The sequence below is a fragment of the Streptomyces sp. CB02980 genome, from assembly GCF_014451325.2.
Classification (GTDB): Bacteria; Actinomycetota; Actinomycetes; order Streptomycetales; family Streptomycetaceae; genus Streptomyces.
The window spans coordinates 235697-256983 of sequence record NZ_JACSCH020000002.1; the positions used below are offsets into that span (position 1 = coordinate 235697).

The 21287-nt window shown below is 73.4% G+C and carries 23 protein-coding genes; 7 read left to right on the top strand and 16 right to left on the bottom strand.

Going from position 1 to position 21287, the window contains the following annotated elements:
• Positions 1-35: 35 nt before the first annotated feature.
• From E0F75_RS04655 to E0F75_RS04665, 3 genes are all read left to right on the top strand, one after another.
• On the top strand, positions 36-437 hold the full coding sequence (locus E0F75_RS04655; protein WP_187621178.1) for a DUF5997 family protein: 402 nt from the start codon (positions 36-38) through the stop codon (positions 435-437).
• Positions 438-593: 156 nt separating this feature from the next.
• On the top strand, positions 594-1535 hold the full coding sequence (locus E0F75_RS04660; protein ID WP_187621179.1) for a universal stress protein: 942 nt from the start codon (positions 594-596) through the stop codon (positions 1533-1535).
• Positions 1536-1603: 68 nt separating this feature from the next.
• Entirely contained in the window at positions 1604-2104 is a 501-nt protein-coding gene (locus E0F75_RS04665; RefSeq protein ID WP_187621180.1) for an NUDIX hydrolase, read from the top strand.
• Between the two features lie 15 nt (positions 2105-2119).
• Here the strand turns inward: E0F75_RS04665 and E0F75_RS04670 are convergent, their stop codons facing one another.
• Positions 2120-2809 carry an SUMF1/EgtB/PvdO family nonheme iron enzyme gene (locus E0F75_RS04670; protein ID WP_187621181.1) on the bottom strand — a complete coding sequence of 230 codons (690 nt, stop codon included), beginning with the start codon at positions 2807-2809 and terminating at the stop codon, positions 2120-2122.
• A gap of 118 nt (positions 2810-2927) precedes the next feature.
• Between E0F75_RS04670 and E0F75_RS04675 the strand changes: the two genes are divergently transcribed.
• On the top strand, positions 2928-3725 hold the full coding sequence (locus E0F75_RS04675) for a VOC family protein (protein ID WP_187621182.1): 798 nt from the start codon (positions 2928-2930) through the stop codon (positions 3723-3725).
• 60 nt (positions 3726-3785) lie between these two features.
• On the opposite strand, the gene E0F75_RS04680 is transcribed toward E0F75_RS04675, so the two are convergent.
• From E0F75_RS04680 to E0F75_RS04735, 12 genes are all read right to left on the bottom strand, one after another.
• Positions 3786-5306: a hypothetical protein gene (locus tag E0F75_RS04680; RefSeq protein ID WP_187621578.1), complete on the bottom strand. Its 1521-nt coding sequence runs from the start codon at positions 5304-5306 to the stop codon at positions 3786-3788.
• Between the two features lie 183 nt (positions 5307-5489).
• Positions 5490-5684 (bottom strand): hypothetical protein, encoded by a 195-nt coding sequence (locus E0F75_RS04685; protein WP_015038168.1) that lies wholly within the window; start codon positions 5682-5684, stop codon positions 5490-5492.
• 119 nt (positions 5685-5803) lie between these two features.
• A complete protein-coding gene (locus E0F75_RS04690) occupies positions 5804-6436 on the bottom strand; it encodes a hypothetical protein (protein WP_187621183.1) in 633 nt (210 codons plus the stop codon).
• Positions 6433-7104, bottom strand: coding sequence for an ABC transporter ATP-binding protein (locus tag E0F75_RS04695; protein ID WP_187621184.1), 672 nt, complete (start codon positions 7102-7104; stop codon positions 6433-6435). The genes E0F75_RS04690 and E0F75_RS04695 overlap by 4 nt, the downstream gene beginning before the upstream one ends.
• Complete coding sequence (locus tag E0F75_RS04700) at positions 7097-8110, bottom strand: ABC transporter ATP-binding protein (RefSeq protein WP_374115368.1); 1014 nt, start codon at positions 8108-8110, stop codon at positions 7097-7099. The genes E0F75_RS04695 and E0F75_RS04700 overlap by 8 nt, the downstream gene beginning before the upstream one ends.
• Positions 8107-8943: an ABC transporter permease gene (locus tag E0F75_RS04705; RefSeq protein WP_187621185.1), complete on the bottom strand. Its 837-nt coding sequence runs from the start codon at positions 8941-8943 to the stop codon at positions 8107-8109. The genes E0F75_RS04700 and E0F75_RS04705 overlap by 4 nt, the downstream gene beginning before the upstream one ends.
• On the bottom strand, positions 8936-9928 hold the full coding sequence (locus tag E0F75_RS04710) for an ABC transporter permease (RefSeq protein ID WP_187621186.1): 993 nt from the start codon (positions 9926-9928) through the stop codon (positions 8936-8938). The genes E0F75_RS04705 and E0F75_RS04710 overlap by 8 nt, the downstream gene beginning before the upstream one ends.
• Complete coding sequence (locus tag E0F75_RS04715) at positions 9925-11541, bottom strand: ABC transporter substrate-binding protein (RefSeq protein WP_187621187.1); 1617 nt, start codon at positions 11539-11541, stop codon at positions 9925-9927. Before E0F75_RS04715 ends, E0F75_RS04710 begins: the two co-directional genes overlap by 4 nt.
• A gap of 133 nt (positions 11542-11674) precedes the next feature.
• Complete coding sequence (locus E0F75_RS04720) at positions 11675-12781, bottom strand: acyl-CoA dehydrogenase family protein (RefSeq protein ID WP_187621188.1); 1107 nt, start codon at positions 12779-12781, stop codon at positions 11675-11677.
• A complete protein-coding gene (locus E0F75_RS04725; RefSeq protein ID WP_187621189.1) occupies positions 12778-13959 on the bottom strand; it encodes an acyl-CoA dehydrogenase family protein in 1182 nt (393 codons plus the stop codon). Before E0F75_RS04725 ends, E0F75_RS04720 begins: the two co-directional genes overlap by 4 nt.
• Positions 13956-14924 carry an NADPH:quinone oxidoreductase family protein gene (locus E0F75_RS04730; protein ID WP_187621190.1) on the bottom strand — a complete coding sequence of 323 codons (969 nt, stop codon included), beginning with the start codon at positions 14922-14924 and terminating at the stop codon, positions 13956-13958. Before E0F75_RS04730 ends, E0F75_RS04725 begins: the two co-directional genes overlap by 4 nt.
• A 68-nt stretch (positions 14925-14992) precedes the next feature.
• Entirely contained in the window at positions 14993-15583 is a 591-nt protein-coding gene (locus E0F75_RS04735; protein ID WP_187621191.1) for a helix-turn-helix domain-containing protein, read from the bottom strand.
• A 66-nt stretch (positions 15584-15649) separates the two neighbouring features.
• Between E0F75_RS04735 and E0F75_RS04745 the strand changes: the two genes are divergently transcribed.
• The 3 genes from E0F75_RS04745 to E0F75_RS04755 all read left to right on the top strand — a co-directional run bounded on the left by E0F75_RS04745 (position 15650) and on the right by E0F75_RS04755 (position 18068).
• Positions 15650-16609 (top strand): NAD(P)/FAD-dependent oxidoreductase, encoded by a 960-nt coding sequence (locus E0F75_RS04745; RefSeq protein ID WP_187621192.1) that lies wholly within the window; start codon positions 15650-15652, stop codon positions 16607-16609.
• Between the two features lie 106 nt (positions 16610-16715).
• Entirely contained in the window at positions 16716-17495 is a 780-nt protein-coding gene (locus E0F75_RS04750; protein ID WP_187621193.1) for a VOC family protein, read from the top strand.
• Positions 17496-17567: 72 nt separating this feature from the next.
• Entirely contained in the window at positions 17568-18068 is a 501-nt protein-coding gene (locus E0F75_RS04755; protein ID WP_187621194.1) for a GNAT family N-acetyltransferase, read from the top strand.
• Positions 18069-18106: 38 nt separating this feature from the next.
• Here E0F75_RS04755 and E0F75_RS04760 read toward each other — a convergent pair whose 3' ends face one another.
• The 3 genes from E0F75_RS04760 to E0F75_RS04770 form a co-directional block, all read right to left on the bottom strand.
• Positions 18107-18859, bottom strand: coding sequence for a PIG-L deacetylase family protein (locus tag E0F75_RS04760; RefSeq protein ID WP_187621195.1), 753 nt, complete (start codon positions 18857-18859; stop codon positions 18107-18109).
• Entirely contained in the window at positions 18856-19788 is a 933-nt protein-coding gene (locus E0F75_RS04765; RefSeq protein ID WP_187621196.1) for an SIS domain-containing protein, read from the bottom strand. The genes E0F75_RS04760 and E0F75_RS04765 overlap by 4 nt, the downstream gene beginning before the upstream one ends.
• A gap of 144 nt (positions 19789-19932) precedes the next feature.
• The gene (locus tag E0F75_RS04770) at positions 19933-21240 is read right to left on the bottom strand and encodes an alpha/beta fold hydrolase (protein WP_187621197.1); all 1308 of its coding nucleotides are present in this window, start codon (positions 21238-21240) and stop codon (positions 19933-19935) included.
• Positions 21241-21287: the final 47 nt, after the last annotated feature.

Sequence of the window (21287 nt, forward strand, 5' to 3'; positions counted from 1 at the left end):
CGGAAGTCGCCCGCACGCTCGATACCCTTGACACCATGACGTCGCACCAGAGCACCCAGACGATGAAGCCCGCCACCGCGGCGAAGAAGCTGGGTGTGTACCTCGAGGCCACCCCCGCAGAGTTCCAGGAGGGTGTCGTCTCGCGCACCGAGCTGAACGAGCTCCAGGCCAATCCCCCGGCCTGGCTCCAGGAGCTCCGGAAGAACGGTCCGCACCCCCGCCCCGTGGTCGCGCAGCGGCTCGGCATCTCCATCGCCGGTCTCGCCCGCGGCGGCATCACCGACCCGCTCACCACCGAGCAGATCGAGGAGCTCCGGCAGGAGCTCCCCGAGTGGCTGCAGAAGGAGCGCGCCACCCAGGCGGACGTCCGCAAGGAGACCGTCCGCATCAAGGAGCGCGACGCGGAGCGCGCGGCGCGCCACCAGCAGGGCGCCTGATCGCTTCACCGCCCGACAGGGCACTTGATCGTTCACCGCCGGACCGGTCCCGATGGTTTCGCCGTCGGGACCGGTCCGGTGCCGTTTCCCCACCGGGCCGGACGTGACCGGCCCCGACCGGTGTGGCGCACGCCCGGCCGCGGGAGTCATTCCCTCATGAGTGACACGAACACCGCGTCCGAGCCGCCGGTCGTCGTCGGCGTGGACGGGTCCGAGCACAGTCTCCGGGGCCTCGCATGGGCCCTGAGCGCCGCCGAGCACCTGGGAGCGCCGCTGGTCGTGGCCCATGTGCGCTCGGACGCCCTCCAGCTCGGCGCCGCCCGCATCGCCTCCCTCGGTCCGTCCCCCGAGCTTCCGGACGCGGTCATGGCGGCCGTACGGACGGTCGTCGAGGAGCGCGGGCACGGCATGCCCGTGCAGTACGAGTCGCTCGACGGCTCCGTGACCGACGCCCTGCCGGCGGCGGCACGGGGCGCGCGGCTCCTGGTGACCGGCTCCCGCGGGCGCGGCGGCTTCGCGAGCCTGCTGCTCGGCTCGACCAGCCGTACGCTCGCCGCGACGGCGCCCTGTCCGCTCGTCGTCGTCCCGCACGAGGCGCGTGCGGCCGCCCTGGAGGGCGGGGCGGAGGCGGGCCGGGTGCTGCTCGGGCTGCACCCGGAGGAGACTCCGGACGAGGTGGTGACCTTCGCGTTCGAGGCGGCGCACCACCGGGGCGTACCGCTGGAGGCCGTGACGGCCTTCCGGCTGCCGCCTCAGCCGGCCAGTCTCGTCGTGGCCCCCGCCCCGGCGCTCCAGGTGCCCCCGCCGCTGCCCCTCGCGGACGACGCGGAGGCGTTCGTACGGGAGGCGGAGCGGGAGCAGGAGGAACGGCTGCGGCCCTTCGTCGCCCGCTGGCCGAAGGTCGAGCTGGTCCCGACGGTGGTGCCGGCGGATGCGGCGGGCCTCCTGGTGGAGGGCTCGCGGGACGCCGGTCTGGTGGTCGTGGGCCGGCACCACCGGCATCGGTTCGGCTCGCTGCTGATCGGCTCGGTCGCCCATGCCGTACTGCACCACGCGCACTGCCCGGTCGCGGTGGTTCCGCCCGTGCCCCCGGCCTGACGGGCCCGTCTCCGCCGGGTCCGTGACGCCGTTGTGGCGCGGGGAACGCTGCTGGTAGAAGGGGTGCCATGAGTATCGCCGAAGGGGCCGCAGCCGCCCAGCGCAATGTCCAGCCGCCGCCCGCCCAGGCCTCGCTCGGCGCGGGGGTCGTGGTGACCGACGAGGCCGGCCGGGTGCTGCTGGGGCTGCATCGCTCCGGGGTGTGGGAGCTGCCGGGCGGGCAGGTCGAGCCGGGCGAGTCCGTGGAGGACGCGGCGGTCCGCGAGCTGGCCGAGGAGACGACGCTCGTCGCGGACGCCGCGGACGTGGAGGTCATCGGGCTGGTCCTGGACTCGATCACCTCCGCCCGGATGACCCGGATGACCGCCGCGACGGCGGTGCGGGGCTTCCGGGGCGTGCCCGCCGTGGCGGAGCCGGACAAGATCGAGCGCTGGGAGTGGACGGACCCCGACCGCCTGCCGGAGGCGCTGTTCCTGCCGTCCGCCCAGGTGCTGCGGATGTGGCGTCCTGAGCTGCCGCTGCCGGACGGACCGTTCCACCGCTACACGCTCGGCCGGCTGCCGGGCTGACCCGCTCCGGCTCGGTCAGCCCGGGAGGGTGCGGGCGAGCCGGAAGCCCACGTCGTCGATCCGCAGGGTCGGGTGGCTGCGGCGGCGGACCGAGGCGCGGCAGCTCCAGTGCTCGTCGAACCAGCCACCGCCGCGCAGCACCCGGTAGCTGCCGTAGACCTCGGGGTCGTACACGTCCCAGCACCACTCCCAGACGTTGCCGAGCATGTCGTGGAGACCCCAGTCGTTGGGCCGCCGGCCGCCGACCTCGTGGAGGCTTTCGCCGGAGTTGCCGCGGTGCCAGGCGATCTCGTCGAGCGGACCGTAGCGGGCCTCCGTGGTCCCGGCGCGGCAGGCGTGTTCCCATTCGGCCTCGGTGGGGAGGCGGTAGCCGTCGGCGGTCCGGTCCCAGTCCGGTGCGTCGGCGTCGGCGTCGGCGTCGTCCGTGGGGACGCGGTAGGCGGGGCGGAGCCCCTCGCGTACGGACAGTGCGTCGCAGAAGCGGACGGCATCGCCCCAGGACACCCCTTCGACCGGGAGCCGGTCGCCGTGCGCGGTGCTCGGCCACGCGCCCATGACCTGCTCGTACAGTCCCCGCGTGACGGGGACGGCGCCCAGGACGAACGCGCCGACGTCGACCGCCCAGCTCCGCTCCGTACGCCGGTCCGAGAGAGTGACCCGGCCCGCCGGTACCTCGATCATCGCGTGGTCCCCCTGTGTCCTCATGGCCCCGATGGTCGCAGCATTCGCAACGGTCGCGTCGTGTCACCGAGCGAGCGGGGGCGAGCGTGACTAGCGTGGCTCACAGGAACACATCATCGAATCGGAAGTGGGAGTCACCGTCATGGCCGTACGACCTGAGGGCACGCCTGTCTGGGCCGACGCGATGTTCAAGGACGTCGAGGTTGCCAAGACGTTCTACGGCGACGTGCTCGGCTGGACCTTCGGCGAGTCCTCCACGGAATATGGCAACTACACGCAGGCGTACAAGAACGGGAAGGCGGTCGCGGCGGTCGTCCCGCCGATGCCGGGGCAGGACGGTGAGACGAAGTCGGCCTGGTGTCTGTACTTCGCCTCGCCCGACGCCGCCGCCACGGCGGAGAAGATCAAGGCCGCGGGCGGCACCGTCCTGATGGAGCCGATGCAGGTCGGGGACTTCGGGTCGATGTGCATCGCGCAGGACCCGACGGGCGCCGCGTTCGGCATCTGGCAGGCGGGGCAGCACGAGGGATTCGAGCTGGAGGGTGAGAGCGGCGCGTACGTCTGGGCCGAGGTCTTCACCCGCGAGCCGGCGAAGGCCGACCCCTTCTACACCGCCGTCTTCGGCTACCACTCGAAGAAGATGAAGGACGAGCACATGGACTACCGGGTCTTCGACCTCGGCGCCGACCCGGTGCTCGGACGCATGGTGATGACGGCGGAGGACTTCCCGCCGGAGATCCCCTCGTACATCCAGATCTACTTCGCCGTCGACAACTGCGACAAGGCCGCCGAGGCGGCCGAACGCCTCGGCGGGAAGAAGCTGTTCGGGCCGATGGACAGCCCCTTCGGCCGATTCGCGGCGATCCTGGACACGCAGGGTGCCGCGTTCGCCGTGATCGATGTCAGGACCACCGTCGGCGAGATGCCCGAGATGGTCTGACCGGTACGGGAAGAGCGGAGCCGCCGCCGGACTTCGGTCCCGGGGGCGGCTCCTTGCGCGTCAGGCGCTGTCGCGGACCGCGACGATGCCGTTGAAGACACCGATGTACGCGGTGCCGTCGGGGCCGAGGGTGATCGGGGCCCAGTTGTTGTCGTACGCGAGGCCGGTGCCGGTGAAGCGGCTGAAGACCCGGGCTCCGGTGCGGAAGTCGACGGCCGTGAGGTACCAGGCGTCGATGCCCCAGGAGTTGGGACGCTTCTCGTAGAAGTAGAGCAGTCCGTTGGCGGTGGAGAGCTTGGGCACGGTCGAGGGCGAGCGGACGTCGCTCTCCCAGACGGTGTCGCAGCCGCTGCCGTCGGCGCGGACGTCGATCCGGGTCGCGCCGCCGACGACGCTGCGGCCGAGGAGGAGCGTACTCGGGTTCTCGTAGCCGTAGTTGTTCTCGACGACGAGGCTGTTGCCCCAGCTGATCAGGGAGTTGTCGGTGGTGGACGCCCCCGAGCGGAAGACCGGCACCTTGCAGACGAGGCGCTCGGCGGCGGGGACGCCGGATCCCCGCCGGTAGACGAGGACGTTCATCCGGTCGTCGGCGTTGTCGGTGATGGCGACGTACTCGTCGTGCAGGCCGAAGAGGTCGGGGGTGGTGCCCGAACCCTGGTTCACCGAGCCGGGCTTGGTGCCGGTCCCCCGGTCGTACGTCTCGCGCCAGCGCACGCGCGGGACGCCGTCCGCGTCGGCGTCGAAGCTGTACAGGGCGTGGTCGGTGACGAGGGAGACGCCGTCCTCGGCGACGGAGAAGGAGTTCTGGATCTCCTCGCCGTCGAGGCGGATCGCGCGCAGTGCGCCCGTCGCCGGGTCGACGGTGCCGACGCGGCCGAGGCGGGTGACCCACCAGATGCGGCCGTCCCAGTCCGGCATGACGGAGGTGACGGGGTCGCAGACGCCGCTGGGGAAGAGGTTGGTCCAGGTGACGCAGTCGTGCGGGACGAGGGAGGTGAGGTCCCAGTCGTTCTCGACGACGAACTCCCAGGCACCGTCCGCCTTCTGACGGTGCGCTATGCGCTGGATGTGCTGCCGGGAGTCGGCGAGGACGACGCGGTCCTGGTTGTCGAGGTAGAAGTAGGCGCCGCCGGAGGTGTCCTTGAAGATCTTCTCGAAATCGAGGCGGGTGATGGCCTCGACGGTCGAGGAGCGCTGCGGCAGCTTGTACTCGGCGAGGGTGTCCAGGGTGCGCGGGTCGAGCAGCTTCAGCAGGAAGCCGCTGAAGGTGCCGCACACGGTGACGAGCCGGCCGCCGGAGTCGAAGGTGACGGTGGCGCACTCGCCGCCCACGGGGGCGATCTTCTCGCTGTCCACGCGCGGGTCGCGGCCGAGCGGCCCCGGGTAGGGGTGGGTGCCGCTGCCCGCGCCGTCGGCGTGCATGCCGCTGCGCCCGTTGGGGGCGAGGTACGGGTGCTGGTCGGTTCCCCTGCCCGGTACGGGCTGTGCGGTGGCGGGGGCGCCCTCGTAGTGCTCCACCAGGCGGTGGCCGAGGCCGAGGGGGATCTCCTGGGCCTGGGCGACGGGGGCGGACCCCACCATGACGGCGGCGGCGAGCGCGATCAGCGTGAGCGCGCGGGCTCGTCTTCGGGGCGGGTGCGTGGCCAATGCGGCTCCTCGGGTTGCTGACAAACTGTCGCGCCGGCGGCCGACGCTAGGCCCGAGTCCGTGAGATGTACATGCAACTGCCCCGTGTTTCACAGGCAGTTCATGATCGGGCAACGATCACGGTTTGAGGCTGGAGACCACGTTGGCGGTGGCCGCGACCCCGTTGTGGATGGTCGGCGCCATGCTGGTGCCGGCGAGGAAGAAGCCCAGCAGGGCACAGACGAGCGCATGGGTGACCTTGAGTCCACCGTTGCGCAGGAAGATCACGGCCAGCACCAGCAGCAGCACCACGACAGAAATGGAAACGGCCATCGCGTTCACGTCCCTCCGTCGCCGCACCGGAATTGCGGCGTTCGGCGGACAGTGTGACGGAATGGGCGGTCCGTCCGGGCGTATGGCGGGGCGGCCATACGGGTGAGATTCGGCCGGTGTCAGCCGCCGAGGGTCTCGGCGATGCCCGGCCGGCGGACGGCGTCGAGCTCCGGATCGGCGAGCAGCCCCTCGATCAGCGCGGTGGTCCCGAAGACCTCGGTCGCGCTCAGGTCCACGTCGCTGAGGACGAGCCAACTCCCGTCGGCCGCCCACCAGGTGGCGGGGAACCGGAACTCGGGCATGGTGTCGTGGTGGGCGAGCGCGTCACCGAGCCGGCCCCGCCGGGCGGCCGACTCCTCACCCGGACGGTGCGCCACGGGGGCCTGGGCCGCGCCGCACGGGGTGTCGGGCCCCGACGGCCCGCTCCTGGCCAGATGCCCGACGAGCCGGGCGAGGGTGGCGCGGTCCAGCTCCGCCGGATCGGGCCCGTCCAGGTCGTCCGCGCCCGTCACGCCCTCGAAGACCAGGTGCGACAGGGTGCCCGGCCAGTCGGCGAGCCGTCGGCCCTCCCGGGCCAGGACCTGGTCCCAGCGGAGCCGTACGCCCTCGTCGTGCACGGGGTGGAGAATCCAGCAGGCGTCCTGGTACCCCGAACGCGGCTCGTAGCCGCAGGGGGCGGCGGTGAGGGCGGCGCGCAGACCGTCCAGGGGGTCGTCCTCGGCGGCCGGCGTCCACGGGGACTCCACGGTCACGGGCTCTCCTCGGCGGGCAGGCAGTCCTTCCACTCCACCGTGCGGTCGCACCAGCGGTGCAGCAGGACCCGGTCGTGGCCGACGGCGAGGAGGCCCGCGCCGGTCTCCTCCCGGTAGGTCTCCACGGCGGCGACCAGGGCGGCCGTGGTGGAGGCGTCGAGCATCGCGGTCATCTCGTCGCAGACCAGCCAGCGGGGGCGCAGCGCCAGGGCCCGGCCCAGGCAGGCGCGTTGGAGCTGGCCGTCGCTGACCTCGTGCGGGCGGCGGCCGAGCAGGTCGGGGGTGAGGCCGACGGCCGGGGCGAGTTCGGCGAGGCGGGCCTCCGTCTCGGCTCGCCGGCCGGTGGCCCGGAGGGGTTCGACGAGGAGGTCGGCGAGGGTGAGCCGGGGGTCGGCGGCGGTGCGGGGCTGCTGGAACACGACGCCGACGGCGGTGCGGAGTTCGCGCGGCGCGCGATGGCGCCAGGCCGTGACCTCGGTGCCGTCGAGGACCAGCCGGCCCGCGTCCGGGCGGTGGAGGAGGGCCGCGACCCGGGCGAGGGTCGACTTGCCGCAGCCGCTGGGGCCGAGGAGTCCGACGGACTCGCCGGGGGCGACGGTGAGCGAGGCGCCCCGGAAGACGGGGGCGCGGCGGTCGTATCCGGCGGTGACGGTGTCGAGTTCAAGCACGCGGGTGCTCCGGGTGGTGACAGGCCAGGTTGGCCGTGAACTCCGGTCGGGTGGAGCAGAGTTCGGTGGCCAGCGGGCAGCGCGGGGCGAAGGCGCAGCCCTCCGGCAGGGCGGAGAGCTCCGGCGGCATGCCGGGGATCGGGGTGAACGCCCGGTCGGGCAGCGCGTCGAGCAGACCCCGGGCGTAGGGATGGCGGGGGCCGGTGGGGCCGAAGAAGCGGTGGGCGGGGGCGATCTCGACGATGCGGCCCGCGTACATGACGGCGACGCGGTCGGCGATGCGCGCGGCGGCGGCCAGGTCGTGGGTGATGAGGAGCAGGGCGCGGCCGTCGTCGGCGTGGCGGCGCAGTTCGTCGACGGTGCGGTCGACGAGGTCGCGGTCGAGGCCGGTGGTCGGTTCGTCGGCGAGCAGCAGCCGTGCGTCGCCGATGAGAGCGAGGGCGGTGGCGGCGCGCTGGGCGAGGCCGCCGGACAGCTCGTGGGGGTACCGGTCGAGGTGCCCGGCCGGGAACGCGGCCCGCTCCGCGGCGTCCTCGGCGGCCTTGCGGCGGGCCCGGCGGGAGGTGCCGGTGAGCGCGCGGACGGTCTCCTCCAGCTGGGACCGTACGGTGCGGACGGGGGTGAGGTGGGCGGCGGGGCTCTGCGGTACGAGCCCGACGCGGCGGCCCCGCACGGTGCGGGCGAGGGTCCTCTCGTCGGCCGTGAGCAGGTCGGTCGCTTCGGCGCCCTCGGAGCCCGCGAGCAGGGCCGTACCGGACGTCTCGGCATTGCCGGGGAGCAGCCCGAGGAGGGCGGAGGCCAGCACGGACTTGCCGCAGCCGCTCTCGCCGACGAGGGCGAGGCACTCCCCCGCGCCGAGGTCGAAGCCGGCGTCGCTGACGGCTTCGACGGTCCGCCCGCCGCGCAGCCGGAACCGGACGCTCAGATCGCGGACGCTGAGGACCGCGTCCTCCGCCCGCCCGGCGGAGACGGCGTCGAGGGCGCGGAGCACGTTCTCGGCGGTCACAGCATGAGCTCCGATCGGCGGCGCGGGTTGAGGCGGTCGCGCCAGACGCCGGCGAGGCCGGCGAGGGCGAGGGTCGGGACGATGAGCAGCAGGCCGGGGAAGAGGGTGGGCCAGCCGTGTCCGGCGAGGAGCGAGGAGCGGGCGTTCTGGACGAGGTTGCCGAGGCTCGCCCGGTGGCTCGGGAGGCCGAGGCCGAGGAACGACAGCGCGGACTCGTGCCACATGGCGTGCGGGACCATCAGTACGGCCGCGAGGCCCGCCTGCGGCAGGACGGCGGGGAGCAGATGGCGGACGCCGACGCGCCACCGTGTGGCGCCGCCGGATATCGCGGCTTCGACGAAGGGCCGGGTGCGCAGGGAGAGGACCTCGGAGCGCACGATCCGGGCGGTGGAGAGCCAGTGGGTGACGGCCACGGAGGCGATCACCGGCCAGACGCCGGGCCGGAAGAGGGCGACCACGAAGATGCCGAGCAGCAGGTGCGGCACGGAGGAGAAGGCGTCGACGAGCCGCATGAGGGTGCGGTCGGTCCAGCCGCCGAGCGCCCCGGCGGCCGCGCCGACGGCGGTGCCGACGACGGTGGCCACGAGCGCGGCGACCAGGCCGACGAGCAGCGAGATCCGCAGGCCGTAGACGCAGCGCAGGAGCAGGTCGCGGCCGAGGTCGTCGGTGCCGAAGGGGTGCTCCCAGGACGGCGGGAGGAGCTTCCGCGAGAGGTCGACGGCCTGTTCGTCGAGCTGGACGAGCGGCGGCACGACCAGGACCGCGAGGAGGACGACGCCCACGACGAGGGCGGAGCTCCAGAGCCGCAGGCGGTGGGTGCGCGGGTCAGCCATCGAAGCCCACCCTCGGGTCGGCGAGTCCGTAGAGGAGGTCGGAGAGCAGATTGCCGAGGAGGACGGCGGCCGTGGCCAGGACCGTGAGCGCGGCGAGCAGCGGGAAGTCCACGGAGGTCGCGGCCTGGACGGTGGCGGCGGCGATGCCGGGCCAGCTGAAGACGGTCTCCACGAGCAGGGCTCCGGTGATCAGCTCGGGCACGCGGGAGCCGATGAGGGTGAGCATGGGCAGCATTCCGGAGCGGAGGGCGTGGCCGGTGAGGACGGTGCGTTCGCGCAGGCCGCGGGCGCGGGCGCCGCGTACGGGGTCCTCGTCCAGGGCGTCGCCGACGCCCTGGCGGACGTACAGGAAGAACCAGGGCAGCTGGGAGATGCCGAGGACGAGCGCGGGCAGCACCAGGTGGCGGGCGACCTGGTCGGCGGTGACGGTGTCGCTCGCGGTGTCGGTGAGTCCGCCTGCGGGCAGCGCGCCGAGCTTGAGCGCGAAGAACCAGATGGCGAGGAGGCCGAGCCAGAAGGCCGGTGCGGCTTCCAGGGTGTACGCGACGGAGCTGACGGCCCGGTCGATCAGGCCGCCGCGGCGGCGCCCGGCGAGGACGCCGAGGAGGGTGCCGAGGGCGATGGCCACGAGGAACGCGGTGACGGCGAGGAGGACGGACCAGCCGAGGCGTTCGCCGATGACCTCGGCCACGGGCCTGCGCATGACGGCGGAGTCGCCGAGGTCGCCGGTGAGGGCGGAGGTGAGCCACTCCCACCAGCGGGTGAGGAGGGGCCGGTCGACGCCGAGGTTGGCGCGGAGCTGGTCGAGGTTCTCCTGCGAGGCGGTGAGTCCGGCGGTGCCGGCGTAGGCCTTGACGGGGTCGAACGGGGAGGCTTCGGCGACGGCGAACACCGCGAAGGTGACGGCGAGGAGGACGGGGACGGCGGCCAGGGCGCGCCGTCCCGTCATCCGCGCCATGGGCCCCCAGGGGAGGCGGCGCTTCACTTCTTCGTCGCTCCGGCGTTCTTCGGCTTCCAGCTCTCGACGTTCCACCACGGGCCGGAGGCGAGACCGTGGTCGTGCGGCTCGGTCTGGGTGCTCGGCCCGTCCCAGTCGTCGTTGACGACGTAGAGGTGGTCGATGTGGGTGAGGAAGGTGTAGCCGGGGTTCTTCACCAGTTCGCGCTGGACGGTGTCGTACGCGGCGCGGCGCTTGGTGAGGTCGTTCGTGCGGCGGCCCTCGTCGAGGGCGCGGTCGACGGCCTCGTTGTCGTACCAGGCCATGTTGTTGAAGCCGTCGCCGGCGAGGCTCGACTTCAGGAGCAGGTACTGGTCGAAGTCGGGGTCGCCGGGCGCACCGCCGCCCGCGAGGACGGCGTCGGTCTTCATCCGGGGCTCGATGACCTCCCAGGTGCCGGCCTGGGCGGCGATGTCGATGCCGGCCTTCTTGGCGTCGGAGACGTACGCGAGGGCGTGGTCCTGGCGGAGCTTGTCGCCGGAGAGGTACCAGAGCGGGAAGGCGGCGCGAACGCCGTTCTTGACGCGGATGCCGTCGGCGCCGGGCTTCCAGCCCGCCTCGTCGAGGATCTTCTGCGCGCCGGCGAGGTCGTGGCGGCGCTCGGTGCCCTTCGCGAACCAGGGGCTGTCGGTGGGGACGGGCCCGTAGGCGGGCTTTCCGGCTCCTTCGAGGATCTTGTCGACCATGACCTGGCGGTCGACGGCGATGTCGAGGGCACGGCGGACGTCGGTGTCGCCGGCGACCTTGTTGTGGGTGGGCAGGGTGACCGTGCGGTAGTCGTACGTCTTCGCCTGCCAGGTCCTCTTCGCCTTGTCGCCCTTGAATCCGGCGGCGAGGTTCGGCGGCAGGACGGCGCCGTCGAGGTCGCCGGCGCGGAGCCGGGTGGCGCGGACGTCGTCGTCCTTGATGATCGCCATGGTGAACTTCTTCACCGCGGGCGCGCCGTTCCAGTAGGTCGGGTTGGCCTTGAAGCTGAGCTTCTCGCCCTTGGACCAGCCGGTGAGGACGTACGGGCCGGTGCCGATCGGCTTGGTGGTGAAGGCGCCGGTGTTGACGTCCTGCTTCGCCGCGACGTGCTCGGGGGCGATGGCGTGGACGGTGCGCTCGGCGAAGGGCGCGTAGGGGTACTTCAGGTGGAAGACGACGGTGTCGTCGCCGACCGCCTCGACGCTCTTGAGGGCGTCGAGCTCGGTGCGCGAGGCGTTGTTCGTCTTCGGGTCGAGGATCGTCCGGTAGGTGAAGACGACGTCCTTGGCCGTGAACGGGGCGCCGTCGCTGAAGGTGACCCCGTCGCGGAGGGCGTACGTGTAGGTGAGCCCGCCGTCGGCGATGTCCGGCAGCTTGGTGGCGAGCGCCGGCTTCAGCTTCATGTCGGCGTCGAAGGCGAGGAGCCCGTCGAAGATCTTGGAGTTGCCGTCCTTGCCGTAGCCGAGGAGGGGGCTGAGGGTCTCGGGCTCGTAGGCGATGCCGACGACCGCGGAATCCTTGGGTCCGCCGGAGGCCCCGGTGGTGGAACCGGGGTTCGTGCAGGCCGCCGCGGTGAGGGCCGTGGCCCCCGCGAGCGTCGCGGCGGCCGTGCCGCGGAGGAATCGGGCGGTCATCGTGTCCACACCCCTTTTGGAGATCAACTGTTATTGCGAACGGCTTGCAATTAAACAGTATGTAAAGGGGTGTGGACGCGGCGGCCCCTTACAAGGGGCCATCAGGCCGGCCGGGAGGGCGGCACCGTGTCGGCTAGGACGGCGCCGCCAGGCCGACCAGGGCGGCGATCGCGTCCTGGTGCCGGCCCGTGGAACCGAGCGCGATCTGGTCCGACTTGGCCCGCTTGAGCGCCAGGTGCGCCGGGTGCTCCCAGGTCATCCCGATGCCGCCGTGCAGCTGTACGCACTCCTCGGCCGCCCTGACGGCGACCTTGGAGCAGTACGCCTGCGCCACGGCCACGATCAGCGGGGCGTCCGCGCTGCCGGTGGCGAGGGCGTCGGCGGCGGCGCGGGCCGCCGCGCGGGCCCCGACCAGGTCCAGCCAGAGCTGGGCCATGCGGTGCTTGAGGGCCTGGAAGGAGCCGACCGGCCGGTTGAACTGGTGGCGCTCGCGGGTGTACCGGACGGTCTCCTCCAGGCACCACTCGGCGAGGCCGAGCTGCTCCGAGGCGAGGAGTCCGGCCCCGGCGAGCAGCCCGCGCCGGACGGCCGCGCGGGCCGCGTCGGGGCCGGCGAGCCGGGCGCCGCTCCCGGCGCCGGGGGTGACCGTGCCCAGGGGGCGCGTGAGGTCGAGCGGGGTCTGCGGCTCGACGGTCGCCTCGTCGGCGGGTACGGCGTACAGACCGTCGGCCCGCAGGACGAGGAACACGTCGGCGGCGCCGGCGTCGGCGACGGCCGCGACCGGCCCGTCGAGCGGGAGCTCGGCGTCGGGCGCCGTCGACAGCGGCACGGCGAGGGCCGCGACCGTGCGGCCGCCCGCCAGCTCCGCGAGGAGTCCGGCCGCCGCGTCGCTCTCGCCCTCCAGGGCGAGCAGGGTCTCGGTGGCCACCACCGCGCTCGTGAGGTAGGGCAGCGGGGTCACCGCGCGGCCCAGCTCCTCCAGGACGACGGCGGCCTCGCGGTGGCTCGCGCCCTGGCCGCCGAGCTTCTCCGGGACGAGGAGTCCGGCGACGCCGATGTCGCCCGCGAGGGACTTCCACAGGCCGGGGACGTAGGGGCTGTCCGTCTCGATCCGGCCGAGGAGGGTCTGGTGGCCGGCCCGGTCGGCGAGCAGGGCGCGGACGGCGGCCCGCAGGTCGTCCTCGGTCTCGGAGTAGAGGAGGTCGAGCGGCTGTTCCGTCGGTTCTGACGATTCCGTCATCGGGCGAGGTCCTTCCAGGCGACGTCCTTGTCGTTGCGGGGCTCGGGCGGCAGGCCCAGGACCCGCTCGGCGACGATGTTGAGCAGCACCTCGCTGGTGCCGCCCTCGATCGAGTTGCCCTTGGACCGCAGATAGCGGTACCCGGCGTCGCGGCCGGTGAAGTCGACGAGGTCGGGGCGGCGCATCTCCCACTCCCCGTACAACAGGCCCTCGTCGCCGAGCAGTTCGACCTCCAGGCCGCTGATGGCCTGGTTGAGGCGGGCGAACGCGAGCTTCATGGCGCTGCCCTCGGGGCCGGGGCGGCCCGCGACGAGCTGCTGGCGGAGCCGCTCCCCGGCGAGCCGGGCGACCTCGGCGTCGACCCAGTGGTCGAGGAGGCGCCGGTGCAGGTCGTGGGTGCGCAGCTCGGGGCGCTCGCGCCAGGTCGTGGCGACCTTCCCGATCATGCCGCCCTCGCGGGGGATACGGGCTCCGCCGATGGAGACCCGCTCGTTCATGAGGGTGGTCTGGGCGACCCGCCAGCCGTCACCGACGTCGCCGAGGCGGTGGGCGTCGGGGATGCGGACGCCGGTGAGGAAGACCTCGTTGAACTCGGCCTCGCCGGTGATCTGGCGCAGCGGCCGGACCTCGACGCCGGGGTCGGTCATGTCGCAGACGAAGTAGGTGATGCCCCGGTGCTTGGGTGCGTCCGGGTCGGTGCGGGCGATGAGGATGGCCCAGCGTGCCGTGTGGGCGCTGGAGGTCCACACCTTCTGCCCGTCCACCACCCAGTCCTCGCCGTCGCGGACCGCCCTGGTGGCGAGCGCGGCGAGGTCGGATCCGGCACCGGGCTCGCTGAACAGCTGGCACCAGACCTCCTCGCCGGCCCACAGCGGACGGAGGAAGCGCCGCTTGACCTCGTCGGTGCCGTGGGCGAGGACGGTGGGGGCCGCCATGCCGAGGCCGATGCCGATCTTGCGCGGGTCGTTGTCGGGGGCTCCGGCGGCGGCGAGTTCGGCGTCGACGACGGCCTGGAGCGCGCGGGGGGCGTCGAGTCCGCCGAGTCCGACGGGGTAGTGCACCCAGGCGAGGCCGGCGTCGAAGCGGGCGCGCAGGAAGTCGGTGCGGTCGGTGGTGGCGGGCGGGTGCTCGTCCAGCAGCTTCCTGGTGCGGACGAGGAGTTCCTCGGCGTCGGTCATGCGTGGGCTCCTTCCGGGAGGACGACCAGGCGGCCGGTGGTGGTGCCGTCGGCGACGCGCTGGACGGCGTCCGCCGCGCCCGCGAAGGGGACGCGTTCGCCGATGAGGGGCTTGATGAGGCCCTTGGCCGCGTAGGCCGTGAGGGTCTCGTGGCAGCGGCCGATCGAGGCCGGGTCCTTCGCCGCGTAGAGGCCCCAGTGGAGGCCGAGGACCGAGTAGTTCTTCACCAGGGCGTGGTTGAGGGCGGGCGCCGGGACCGTACCGCTCGCGAAGCCGACGATCACGATCCGGCCCTCGAAGGCGACGCACTTCGCGGACTGCTGGTAGGCCTCGCCGCCGACGGGGTCGTAGATCACGTCGGCGCCGCGGCCGCCGGTCGCGGCCTTGACGGCGGCGACGACGTCCTCGGAGCGCCGGTCGATCACCACGTCGCAGCCGAGCGCGCGGGCGACGGCGGCCTTCTCCGGTCCGCCGACGACCCCGATGACGGTGGCGCCGGCGGCCTTGCCGAGCTGGACGGCGGCGCTGCCGACACCGCCGGCCGCCGCGTGCACCAGGAGGGTCTCGCCCTCCTGGAGGGCGGCGCGGCGGTGCAGGCCGAACCAGCCGGTCTGGTAGCCGATGTGAAGCGCGGCGGCCTCGGCGTCGTCGAGCGACTCGGGGGCGGGGAGCAGCCCGGCGGCGTCGGCGAGGACGTGGTCGGCGAAGCCGCCGTGCGGAAGGGCGGCGGTGGTGATGACCCTGCGGCCGTCCTCGGTCTCGGCGCAGACCTCCACGCCGGGCGTGAAGGGCAGCGGGGGGCGGATCTGGTAGTGGCCGCGGCAGAGCAGCGCGTCGGGGAAGTTGACGTTCGCGGCGCGGACCTTGAGGAGGACCTGGCCGTCGCCTGGCGTGGGCGGTGCCACCTCCTCGCGGCGCATCACCGCGCGCGGTTCCCCGTTCTCGTACACACGCCATGCCTGCATCCGGAAGCCTCCTCCGTACCGAGCGGTCGGTCGCATACTAAGCGGTCGCTTGATCCGAGGGGAACCACTCAGCCGGACTTCTTCGGGCGGGCGCGGACGTGCATCCGCTCCCCCTGCGGCCCGTACAGGCTCAGGAACTCCACCGGGCCGTCGGGCGTCGGGCCGAACCAGTGCGGGACGCGGGTGTCGAACTCGGCCGCCTCGCCGGGGCCGAGGACGACGTCGTGCTCCCCGAGGACGAGCCGGAGCCTCCCGGAGAGCACGTACAGCCATTCGTAGCCCTCGTGGACGCGCGGCTCCGGCTCCTCCTGCTGCGGCTTCTCCTGGACGACCTTGTACGCCTGGAGGCCGCCGGGCTGCCGGGTCAGCGGGTACATCGTGCGGCCGTACCGCACGATCGGTCTGGACCGGATCCGGGGGTCGCCCGTCGCCGGGGCGCCGACCAGTTCGTCGAGCGCGACCTGATGGGCGCGGGCGAGCGGCAGGAGCAGTTCGAGGCTGGGCCTGCGCTGCCCGGACTCCAGCCGGGAGAGGGTGCTCACGGAGATTCCGGTGTCCGCGGAGAGCTCGGCCAGGGTCACCCCGCGGTCGCGGCGGACCCGGCGGAGGCGGGGGCCGACCTCGGTGAGCACGGCGTCGATGCGATCGTCTTCGGTCATACGTCCAGTTTTGCAGAAACGGCAAGCTCGCTTGCTCATCTCGTGGACCCGGGTGACGCTCGGCCCATGAACGCACATCTGGAGAACGACACGTACGAGGCAGTGGTGGTCGGCGGGGGCGCGGCGGGACTCAGCGCCGCCCTGGTCCTGGGCCGGTCGCGGCGCCGGACGCTGGTCGTCGACGCCGGCGAGCCGCGGAACGCGCCCACCGCGCACATGCAGGGCGTCCTGTCCCGGGACGGCATGAGCCCGGCCGACTACCTCGCGGCCGGCCGGGCCGAGATCGCCGGGTACGGGGTCGAGCTGAGGACCGGTGAGGTGACGGGCGCGACACCGGACGGGAACGGCGGGTTCGTCCTCACCCTGGCCGACGGGGAGACGGTCGGCGCGCGGCGGCTCGTCGTCACCACGGGGCTCGTCGACGAGCTCCCGGTGATCGAAGGACTGGCCGAGCGGTGGGGACGGGACGTGCTGCACTGCCCGTACTGCCACGGCTGGGAGGTCCGTGACGAGGCCTTCGGGGTGATCGCGCACCCCACGATGCCGGCGCACCAGGCGCTGATGGTGGCGCACTGGTCGAAGGACGTGACCCTGTTCCTGCACACCTCGGCCGAGCCGTCGGAGCACGAGGCGACGCTCCTGGACGCGGCGGGCGTCCGGGTCGAGCGGGGTGAGGTGGTCGGGTTCGCGGTGGAGGACGACCGGCTGACCGGGGTGCGGCTCGCCGACGGGCGGACCGTGGCCCGCTCGGTGGTCTTCGCGGCGGCCACCCGCCTGGCGGCCCGCGACGGGGTGCTGCGGCAGCTGGGCGCGGAGCTGCGCGAGACCCCGTTCGGGGAGTTCGTGGTGGTGGACGAGGTGGGGCGGACGAGCGTGCCGGGCGTGTGGGCGGCCGGGAACGTGACGGGTCCGCAGGAACAGGTGGTCAACGCGGTGAGCCGGGGCTACCGGGCCGCGGCCGCGCTCAACAGCGAGCTGGTCTTCGGCGACCTGGAGGAGAAGGCGGCCGGTCGGCCGGTCGGATGAACCGCGGCGGTTGAGGCTGCGCCGCATGGGCAGAGGGGCGAGGATCGGTCACGGTGGCCGGAAACGGCAAACGGACGACGGTTCACGGAAGGACGGGACACCTCCCATGCTCGGTACGCAGTTCACCAAGGGCTCTCCCTGTTGGATCGACCTCGGCAGCCCGGACACGGAGGCGGCGGCGGCCTTCTACACCGCCGTCTTCGGCTGGGAGTTCCGCTCGGCGGGTCCCGAGGCCGGCGGATACGGCTTCTTCCAGCAGGACGGCAGGACGGTGGCCGCGCTCGGACCGCTCACCGAGGAGGGCGCGTCCAGCGCCTGGACCGTGTACTTCCAGACCCCGGACGCGGACGCCACGGCGAAGGACGCCGAGTCGGCGGGCGGAGCCGTACGCCTCGCGCCGCTCGACGTCATGGAGGCGGGCCGGATGGCCGCCCTCACCGACCCGGGCGGCGCACGGTTCGCGATCTGGCAGCCCGGCACGACCAAGGGTCTCGACCGCACGTCGTCGACGAACACCCTCGTCTGGGTGGAGCTGCACACGTCGGACCCGGAGGGCACCCTGGCCTTCTACCGGACGCTGTTCGGCTGGCGGTCGGCGGAGATGGACGCGCCCGGCATGGAGTACCGGGTCGTCTCGACCGCCGACGGCGACCAGCAGGACGCCTCCTTCGGCGGCGCGGCCGAACTCCAGGACACGATCGAGGGCCCACGCTGGATCGTGTACTTCGACGTCGAGGACGCGGACGCGATCGTCACGGCGGCCCAGGGCAACGGCGGTTCGGTCCTGATGCCCGCGGCCGACATCCCCGACGTCGGCCGCATCGCCTGGCTCGCCGACCCCTTCGGCGCGGCCTTCGCGGTCCTGAAGCCGGCTCCGATGGGCTGACCGGACAGCACCGCTCCCCCGCCGGCGAAAGTCGATTGCCCGGGCGGTGCACGGTACGTAGCGTCCGGGTTCATGCTCCCTTCGCTGCGCACCGAGCGCCTTCTGTTCGAGCCGTACGTCCCCTCGGACGAGGAGGCCTTCATGGCCCTCTTCCAGGATCCGAGGGTGTCGGCGTGGATGGGTGACGGCCCGGTGTCCGAGGAGGACGACCGGGCCCTGTTCGGACGGATCTTCACGAAGGTCTACGCCCAGGAGCTGTTCGCCGTCTGGGCCGTGCGCCGGGACGGGGTGCTGGTCGGGCATGCCGAGATCAAGCCGTCCGAGGACGTCGGCGGGCACGAGATCGTGTACGCGCTGGCGCCGGCGGCCTGGGGTTCGGGGCTCGGTACGGAGGTGGCCGAGGCCCTCGTGGGCTACGGGTTCGGCACGCTCGGCCTGGCCGCGGTGCACGCCACCGTGGCCGAGCCCAACACCGCTTCGCTGAAGCTGCTCGGCAGGATCGGGTTCGAGCACGTCCGGGACATCACCGAGGACGACGGCAGCACCACCCGCGTGCTGACCCGTCGTCCCTGACGCCCGGCCCCCGAGCCACGCCCCCCGGCTCCGTTCCGTCAGCGCCCGAAGAGCTCGAAGGCCACCGCCGGGCGTCCGCCGAAGCGGGCGGACGCCTGGCTCGTCGCCGCGGTGAGGAAGGACCGGACGTACTGCTCCGGGTCCTCGTCCGTCAGGACCTCGATGTAGGCGCGGTGACAGAGCAGCGAGCGGATCGCACGGTCCAGGCCCGGGGCCGCGTCCACCGCGTGGGTCGGGGTGCTGGACGCCGCGACCGCCACCCAGCGCACCCCGTTCCAGGGCTCCAGTCCCTGGTCGGCGAGCTCGGGGAAGATCCAGCGGTTGCCCGCGTCCCCCGCCGCGTCGAGCGTGGCCCGGCCCACGGCCACGTGGTCGGGGGTGTTCCAGGGGGCGCCGGGGCTCCCGCCCCAGGTGTCACGGTGGTTGAGGGTGATGACGAGCTCCGGGCGGTGCCTGCGGATCGCCGCCGCGATGTCGCGGCGCAGCCCGAGCCCGTACTCGATCACACCGTCGCGGTGATCGAGGAACTCCACCGTGTCCACGCCGACGACCGCGGCGCTGTCCCGCTGCTCCCGCTCGCGCAGCGGGCCGCAGGTGTCCGGGGCGATCGTGTCGATACCGGCCTCACCGCGGGTCGCGAGGACGTAGGCCACCTCCTTCCCGGCGTCCGTCCAGGCGGCGACGGCCGCCGCGCAGCCGTACTCCAGGTCGTCGGGGTGGGCGACGACGGCGAGGGCGCGCTGCCAGTCGCCGGGCATCTCCGCGAGGTCCGTGACATCGGTTCCGGTCATGACCGCAGGATACGGGCGGCCTCCGACGCGGTCGGGCGGAACGCTCCGGAGAGGATCACCGAACGCGAGACGTTCCTGGGCCGGTCGGGGTTGAGTCCGCGGCGCACCGCGAGCGCGACCGCGAGCCGCTGGGCGCGGACGAGCGCGGCGACCGGGTCGATCGCGTCGGCCGCGAACAGGGCGCCGGTGGACTCCACTTCGTCCTTCAGCCCCGAGGGGGCGGGGCCGAGGCACCACACGAGACTGGACCGGTCGCTGATGCTGATCGGGCCGTGGCGGTACTCCATCGCCGCGTACGACTCCGTCCAGACGCGGGCCACCTCGCGCAGTTTGAGGGCGGCCTCGTCGGCGAGTCCGACGGTCCATCCGGTGCCGAGGAAGGTGAACTGGCCGCGCCGCTCCCACGCGGCGGGCAGCCGCTCGTAGAGGACGAGTTCGGCGTCGGCGACGGCCGGCCCCAGGTCCACTCCGAGCCCCGCGCGCAGGAGTTGGAGTGCCGTGGTCGCGAACCGGGTCTGGACGACGGAGCGTTCGTCGGCGAACCCGAGGTCGATGACCCGGTCGGCGAGCTGTCCGGCGGGGCTGTCGGGCACTCCGGTGAGGACGAGGGCCGGGATGCGCCCCGCCGCGCCGGCGAGGAGCTGGACGACCTCCGTGGTGGTGCCGGAGCGGGTGAGGGCCACGATGCGGTCGTAACCGCGCCCGAGCGGCGTGGAGTCGGAGGCGGGGAACGCGTCGGTCTCGCCCGCGCCGAGGGACTCGCGCAGCGCCGCGTAGGCGCGGGCGATGAAGTACGAGGTGCCGCAGCCGACCACCGCCACCCGCTCGCCGCGGGCCGGCAGCAGGTCGGCGTCGCGGTCGGCGATCTCGGCGGCGCGGCGCCAGCAGTCGGGCTGGCCGGCGATCTCCGCGCTGACGTGGGTGCTCATGTCCGGGTCCTCTCCTCGGAAGGCCCCCGCACGGGGCCCGGACCGAGTTCTACCGGCATCCGTCCGGTGCACTCCATGAGCAGGGGCGGCCCACCCCTTGGACTTTTGCGCGCCGCCGGCCGCACGTCACCCGTCCCCCGGCGGTCAGATCTCGTCGCGGGAGAGCGCGAGCAGCCGGTCCAGGACGCGCGGTCCCCCGGCCCGTACCCCGTCGTGCTCGAACTCGTCCGTCACCCAGGTGCGCAGGCCGCGGATCGTGCGCGCGGTGTCGAGGGAGTGGCCGGTGTCCACGTACATGTCGTCGTGGTAGACGGCCGCGGCGACCGGGACCTGGTTGGCGGCGAGGCGCTCGGGGTCGTACAGCGGGGTCCAGTCGGTGCGGGCGGCGAGGAGTTCCGCCGTCTCGCGGAGCGGGCGCAGGGCGGGGTCGGTGGTGAAGTGCCAGGGGTGGACGGTCTCGCCGGTGAAGAGCGGCGGCCGTCCCTCGGCGAGCGCGGCGCGGGCGTCGAACTCGGGGTACTCGGCGCGGACCCGCTCGGCCGCCCAGTCGGTGGGGCCCTTCCCCTGGGCGTAGATGGCCTCGTGGAGCACGGCGTACAGCGGGTGTCCGGCGTACGACAGATGGGCCTGGACCTGCTCCAGGAAGGCGTCGGCGAGGGCGGGCCCGCCGGGAGTGGGGACGAACGCGCCCTCCAGGAGCAGATGCAGCTGGTGGGTGCCCTCGCCGGAGCCGAGGAGGATGCCGAGGGACTGGAAGGCCTCGGGGGTGAGCCGGCCGCCGCCGGGCAGGGAGACCTCGTGGTCGAGGAGGTGGGTGACGACGGCGCGGGCCCGTTCGGCGTCCTGCGGATAGCGGGCGTAGTGGGCCTCGTTCTTGCTCCGGATACGGGGGTAGGCGGCGCGGTAGACCTCGTCGGCGGTGGCGTACAGGGAGGGCAGACCGCCGGTGATCATGACCCGTTCCAGGCCCTGGGGCGCGGTCGAGAGGTAGTGGGTGGCGCAGAAGCCGCCGAAGCTCTGGCCGAGGACGGTCCAGGGGGCGCCGCCGGTGAGCCGGCGCCGGATGAGCTCGCAGTCCCTGACGATCGAGTCGGCGCGGAAGTGGGCGAGGTAGTCGGCCTGCTCGGCGGGGGTGCCGCGGAGCGGCAGGGTCTGGCGGTTGGCGGGGGTCGAGCGGCCGGTGCCCCGCTGGTCGAGGAGGAGGACGCGGAACTCCTGGACCGCCCGGCCGAGCCAGGCCTGCGGACCGATGAACCGGCGGGCGCCGAAGCCGGGACCGCCCTCCAGGTAGACCAGCCAGGGGAGCTGCTCGCGGCCGGGGCCGGCGTTGCCGCTCGCGACGACCTCACGGCCGAAGACCTCGATCCGCTCGCCGTCGGGGCGGGCGTGGTCGAGGGGGACGGGGAAGCGGTGGTCGGTGAGGACGAGTCCCGGCTGCCGGTAGGTGGTCACGCTGTTCCTGCTCCTGTTCGGTACGCCCCCGCCAGGACAGTGGATCA

Coding starts and splice junctions, on each gene's coding strand:
- E0F75_RS04655 (WP_187621178.1), top strand. CDS start 36: ATGACGTCGCACCAGAGCACCCAGACGATGAAGCCCGCCACCGCGGCG.
- E0F75_RS04660 (WP_187621179.1), top strand. CDS start 594: ATGAGTGACACGAACACCGCGTCCGAGCCGCCGGTCGTCGTCGGCGTG.
- E0F75_RS04665 (WP_187621180.1), top strand. CDS start 1,604: ATGAGTATCGCCGAAGGGGCCGCAGCCGCCCAGCGCAATGTCCAGCCG.
- E0F75_RS04670 (WP_187621181.1), bottom strand. CDS start 2,809: ATGAGGACACAGGGGGACCACGCGATGATCGAGGTACCGGCGGGCCGG.
- E0F75_RS04675 (WP_187621182.1), top strand. CDS start 2,928: ATGGCCGTACGACCTGAGGGCACGCCTGTCTGGGCCGACGCGATGTTC.
- E0F75_RS04680 (WP_187621578.1), bottom strand. CDS start 5,306: ATGGTGGGGTCCGCCCCCGTCGCCCAGGCCCAGGAGATCCCCCTCGGC.
- E0F75_RS04685 (WP_015038168.1), bottom strand. CDS start 5,684: ATGGCCGTTTCCATTTCTGTCGTGGTGCTGCTGCTGGTGCTGGCCGTG.
- E0F75_RS04705 (WP_187621185.1), bottom strand. CDS start 8,943: ATGGCTGACCCGCGCACCCACCGCCTGCGGCTCTGGAGCTCCGCCCTC.
- E0F75_RS04715 (WP_187621187.1), bottom strand. CDS start 11,541: ATGACCGCCCGATTCCTCCGCGGCACGGCCGCCGCGACGCTCGCGGGG.
- E0F75_RS04720 (WP_187621188.1), bottom strand. CDS start 12,781: ATGACGGAATCGTCAGAACCGACGGAACAGCCGCTCGACCTCCTCTAC.
- E0F75_RS04725 (WP_187621189.1), bottom strand. CDS start 13,959: ATGACCGACGCCGAGGAACTCCTCGTCCGCACCAGGAAGCTGCTGGAC.
- E0F75_RS04730 (WP_187621190.1), bottom strand. CDS start 14,924: ATGCAGGCATGGCGTGTGTACGAGAACGGGGAACCGCGCGCGGTGATG.
- E0F75_RS04735 (WP_187621191.1), bottom strand. CDS start 15,583: ATGACCGAAGACGATCGCATCGACGCCGTGCTCACCGAGGTCGGCCCC.
- E0F75_RS04745 (WP_187621192.1), top strand. CDS start 15,650: ATGAACGCACATCTGGAGAACGACACGTACGAGGCAGTGGTGGTCGGC.
- E0F75_RS04750 (WP_187621193.1), top strand. CDS start 16,716: ATGCTCGGTACGCAGTTCACCAAGGGCTCTCCCTGTTGGATCGACCTC.
- E0F75_RS04755 (WP_187621194.1), top strand. CDS start 17,568: ATGCTCCCTTCGCTGCGCACCGAGCGCCTTCTGTTCGAGCCGTACGTC.
- E0F75_RS04760 (WP_187621195.1), bottom strand. CDS start 18,859: ATGACCGGAACCGATGTCACGGACCTCGCGGAGATGCCCGGCGACTGG.
- E0F75_RS04765 (WP_187621196.1), bottom strand. CDS start 19,788: ATGAGCACCCACGTCAGCGCGGAGATCGCCGGCCAGCCCGACTGCTGG.